This is a genomic window from Pseudomonas defluvii (genome assembly GCF_001695625.1).
GTDB lineage: Bacteria > Pseudomonadota > Gammaproteobacteria > Pseudomonadales > Pseudomonadaceae > Aquipseudomonas > Aquipseudomonas defluvii.
In genome coordinates, this window is sequence record NZ_MBPN01000192.1 from 1 (window position 1) to 4,760 (window position 4,760).

Below are 4,760 nucleotides of genomic sequence, written 5' to 3' on the forward strand. Positions count from 1 at the left end.
CGCTGAGAGCATCCTTGCCTACTTCGACCGGCCAGGAACCAGCAACGGTCCAACAGAAGCTATCAACGGGCGACTTGAGCACTTACGAGGTACCGCCTTGGGCTTTAGAAATTTAACCAATTACATAGCCAGGTGCTTGCTGAAGTCAGGAGGGTTTAGAAATCAGCTACACCCTTAAATGCGAAGAGCCCAATATCTGAATCAAGGTTTTCGTACTTTTTTGATTCAAGTATCTTCTTAACAACATCATTCTTATCCATTTGAAAGAACCTACAAGTTAAGTATTTGATAGGAACTGTCATTTCGGGTTTTTTGCGGTTTCGGGTCAAAATTCGGTTTTTCCCCCGAACTACGACTGTTTTCGCACCCCGAACAACTAATCCAATCAGGGCGGCCGCAAAAACTGAGTGCAACACCCGACCATTTCGGTAAGGTGTTGCCCCATGTCCTATCACGAACTCAGCGCCACAGAGCGCGTCACGATCCAGATCGGCCTGTGCAATGGCTTCAGCCAGCGCAGGCTTGCCCGGCTGATGAACCGCAGCCCCTCGACGGTCAGCCGTGAGATCCGGCGCAACCGGAATGCTCAAGGCGAGTACGTTGCAGACGATGCCCAGCGCTTGATGCATACACGCCGCGTGGTCTGTCGACCCGCAAAACGGCTGGTGCCCGGCAACGAGTTGTTCGAGCTGGTCGCCCACCTGCTGCGACAGCGCTTTTCTCCCGAGCAGATTGCCGGCAAGCTGCGAACCATGAAATCCCCAAGCTTCGAAGACGCCTACGTCTGCCGCGAGACAATCTACAACGCGATCTATGCCCTGCCGGTCGGCGAGCTGCGCAAGGAGCTGATCATCTGTCTGCGGCAGGGCAAGACTACCCGCCGGCCGCGCTCCGGCGGGGTGGATCGACGTGGCCAGATCCCCGACATGGTCAGCATCCACGTACGCCCACCGGAGATCGAAGACCGCCTGATGCCCGGTCACTGGGAGGGCGATCTGATCAAGGGCAAGGCCAACGCCTCGGCGGTAGCCACCCTGGTCGAGCGCACCAGCGGCTACCTGATCCTGGCGAAGATGAACGATGCGACGGCGACCTCGGCGGTGGAGGGCTTCAGCGCGGCGCTGAACCGCATGCCGCTGGCTGTACGCAAGAGCATGACCTACGACCAGGGGCGAGAGATGGCGCGGCACGCGGAAATCACCCAGAAGACCGGTGTGGCGATCTACTTCTGCGACCCACACAGCCCCTGGCAGCGCGGCAGCAACGAGAACATCAACGGCCTGATCCGCCAGTACCTGCCCAAGGGCACGGACTTGTCGGTGTACAGCCAGGAGCAGTTGGATGCCATTGCCTACGAACTGAACATCCGACCGCGCAAGCGCTTCAATTGGAAATGCCCGATTGAGGTCATGACAGAAGTAGTGGCGTTGCAGCATGATGCACCTGCTTCAATCCAGTAACCGTGTTGCACTCAGCTTCTGCAACCGCCCAGAATTTTCCGGCAACGCCGACTCTAAGAAGTGTAATTCCAGTCCATTTCTGCCGTCAACCCCTGATTCGCGTTAATGCGACAAAGCTCAAACACATAACTCCCCCACGAAGCCATATAAACTCCGATTTCGAGGTGTTATCGGCGTTGTTGACCAAATCCGTCGCTGGATGGCCGTTCCCCAACCCGTTGATACCACTCAATTCACTGGCTGGCGAACAGGCATACCAAGCCCTATCAGCTTGTTCATCACCTTCACGCCAGCCAGGATTTCGCCCACCTGGGCGTTGTAGTTCCGCAGGCTCAGCGTTGGCCCGATGAGTTGCTTGAACCGGTACATGGCGGTCTCGGCTATCGAGCGCTGGTGATAGCCGGAGTCTTTCTTCCATTGCTTCAGTTCACCGGCCTTGAGCGCCGTCACCGCCTCGTTGCGGGGATGGCCTTCCTCCCACGGTGCCGCATTTTTTCTCGGCGGTATGGTGGCTTTCGCCCCCTTTTTCTTCAGTAGCGCATGACAGGCCTTGGTGTCATACGCACCATCGGCGCTGACCTGTTTTATCTTGCGTCGTAAGGGGTTGAGCAACGTCGGTAACACCTCGTTATCCGCCACCGTCTCCAGGCTGACTTCGGCAGCGATGACCGCATGGGTTGTGGCATCCACCGCCAAGTGGAGCTTGCGCCACACTCGTCGCTTCTCCTTGCCGTGTTTGCGAATTTTCCATTCGCCTTCGCCATAGACCTTGAGGCCGGTGGCATCAATGACCAAGTGAGCCACCGGGCCTTGGCTGGGGAGGCGGTACTTGATGTCGACGGTCTTGGCGCGCTTGCTGATACAGCTATAGTCCGGCGACTGCAAAGGCACCGCCATCAGTTGGAACAACGAGTTAATGAAGCCTTCTAGCGCCCGCAGCGGCAACTTGAACAAGCCTTTTAGCATCAGGGCCGTCTCAATGGCGGTGTCACTGTAGTGGAAACCTCTCCCTCGGCGGCCATGGTGGACCAGGCAATGCCACTGCTTAATGGCTTGTTCGTCCATCCAGGGGTATAGGAAGTATAAACCACCTTTTTGCTCCTCATCCGAAGTATCTTACCTGAAATTCCCTCACTCGTTTACCGCTCAAGCCCCAATTTTAACTGCCGGTCCAGCCTAAACCGCTCTAATAAGGTTCGATTTGGCGGTAAAATCTCTAGCCTGATAGCTCGAGAGATACAAACTGCCCCACCGCCCCGTTTAAAAGTTGGCAGTGTTGAGCAGTGTTGGATTTGGGGTCGTCAGTCAAAGAGACGACTCTGTGATGGATCGAACAGGCTGGGAGTCAGTGGCGGCGCTCGTTCTGGTGGCAGCTCACGCTGCTTGGCGGCATTCGCCTTGGCTGTTTTCTGTTTCAGATGCTTGAGAATCTGCTCAATGACCTTCGGATCTTCGATGCTGGCAATCACTTTGACGTGACCGCCGCAGTGTTCGCAGACTTCAATATCAATATTGAAGACTCGCTTGAGGCGTTGCATCCAGGTCATGGCGCGGTGGCGCTCTGCAGGACTCTTGTCACGCCAGTTAGTATCGAGACCTTCCGATTTGTCGGGCTTCTTGCCCCGCTTGGCGGGTGTTACTTGAACTCGGTGTTTGCTGTTCGGTGCAAAGACGCCGTGGAAGCGTGTGAGGTTGACTCGCGGCTTAGGTACCAACGCAGCGAGTTTGGCGATGAAGTCCAGCGGCTCGAAGATCACATGGGTGGTGCCATTGCGGTACGGAGTTTTGAGCTCGTAACGCACCTGCCCATTGGCGGTTAATGCCAGACGTTTTTCTGAAACCGCTGGCCGACTAATGTAGCGACACAAGCGCTCAAGCTTATCCCGCTGATGCGCTTCGGCCATCACACCGGCGTGTAGCGAGAAACCAGCATGGTTGGCTACTCGACTGCTTGAGTCGGCTTTATCCTCACGCCCTGGCAAGGTTTGCAGGGTGAAGACTTTGCGCCCTTGCTGGGGGCCGACGGCAATGCGATACGTAACCGAAGCACCATGTAATTGAGTCAGCGTATCGTCTTCGCCCTCTTCCAGTGTCAACCACGTATTCTCGGCATCACGCTCCAAAATCCCACGCTTTTCCATGCAGCGAGCGATGCGATGGCTGAGGGTGTGAGCGAGCGTATTCAGCTCATCGTAAGTGGGTGCCTTGACACGATGGAAGCGTTGCTTGCCATAGTCATCTTCGGCATAGACACCATCGAGAAACAGCATGTGGTAGTGGACATTGAGATTTAGCGCGGAGCCAAAGCGTTGGATAAGAGTCACTGAGCCAGTTTGTGCAGAGGCTTTGGTGTAACCGGCTTTTTTGATCAGATGAGTTGAGAGTGTACGATAGACGATACTCAAGACCTGGCCCATCAGCTGGGGATGGCGAGCCAGCAAAAAGCGTAGCTGGAAAGGAAAGCTGAGCACCCACTGGCGAATGGGCTCCTTGGGGAAGACTTCGTCTATCAGCAGCGCCGCACTCTCGGCCATCCGGCGGGCACCGCAGCTAGGGCAAAAGCCGCGTCGTTTACAGCTGAAGGCGACCAGACGCTCGTGATGACAATCCTCGCAGCGAACCCGCATGAAACCATACTCCAGACGGCCACATTGGAGGAGGTCGTTGAATTCTTGTTGGATGTAGCGAGGCAGGTGTTGACCTTGGGCTTCGAGTGAGGCTTTGAAGGCTGGGTAGTGCTGCTCAACCAGCTGGTAGAGCAGCGTCTGGTCGGGTTGGTGGCGTTCGTAACCGTTTGTTTGAGTGGGCGATTGACTCGCCGTGGCGTTCCTTGCCAGCGACATGGGTATCCTCCGCTGATACTGTGGTTATGTACAGTATCAGCGGCTTGCGTTCAGACGTCCAGTCTGGCCCTAGACATCGCTAAATGCTTAACCCGCAATAGCCCTCACGAGTTGTTATCAGCCACTACCGGTTGAGCGAGAAGGTTTTGGGTTCAGGGTGCTATTGCTCCACCAATCACAATACTGAAGCCCCAACTGTTATCAGTTGGGGCTTTTTCTTGTCTGTTTGCGGCGGTTGCGTTTTATCGGTAGTCGTCGAGCTCTGCACCATCCCACATAAGAGCTTAACGGTGCGATCTTCAACGCCATCACACAAAACTTTCTTTTTCACGCACAGTCAACTTATTGGATGTTTTATTAACAACCCAAAAGGAGATATTTAGCGGGCGGCCGGAAGGTGAATGCTAGGCATGATCTAACCCTCGGTCTCTGGCGTCGCGACTGCGAAATTTCGCGA

At 55.4% G+C, this 4,760-nt stretch carries 3 protein-coding genes and 1 pseudogene; 2 read left to right on the top strand and 2 right to left on the bottom strand.

Annotated features, from left to right (window positions below; genetic code table 11):
* Together EKA13_RS25955 and EKA13_RS25965 are read left to right on the top strand one after the other, a co-directional pair.
* Window positions 1-178: transposase (locus EKA13_RS25955; RefSeq protein ID WP_141685661.1), on the top strand; the 178-nt coding region annotated here is incomplete at its 5' end.
* A 265-nt stretch (window positions 179-443) separates the two neighbouring features.
* The gene (locus tag EKA13_RS25965) at window positions 444-1,460 is read left to right on the top strand and encodes an IS30-like element IS1394 family transposase (protein ID WP_032728035.1); all 1,017 of its coding nucleotides are present in this window, start codon (window positions 444-446) and stop codon (window positions 1,458-1,460) included.
* A 228-nt stretch (window positions 1,461-1,688) separates the two neighbouring features.
* On the opposite strand, the pseudogene EKA13_RS25970 reads toward EKA13_RS25965, so the two are convergent.
* Window positions 1,689-2,528 (bottom strand): annotated as a pseudogene (locus EKA13_RS25970) (IS5 family transposase); the annotation flags it as partial.
* 233 nt (window positions 2,529-2,761) lie between these two features.
* Entirely contained in the window at window positions 2,762-4,303 is a 1,542-nt protein-coding gene (locus EKA13_RS25975; RefSeq protein ID WP_000050481.1) for an IS91-like element ISCR1 family transposase, read from the bottom strand.
* Window positions 4,304-4,760 lie beyond the last annotated feature (457 nt).

Excerpts from the sequence above, each read along its gene's own strand:
- EKA13_RS25975 (WP_000050481.1), bottom strand. The coding sequence starts at position 4,303 with ATGTCGCTGGCAAGGAACGCCACGGCGAGTCAATCGCCCACTCAAACA.
- EKA13_RS25965 (WP_032728035.1), top strand. The coding sequence starts at position 444 with ATGTCCTATCACGAACTCAGCGCCACAGAGCGCGTCACGATCCAGATC.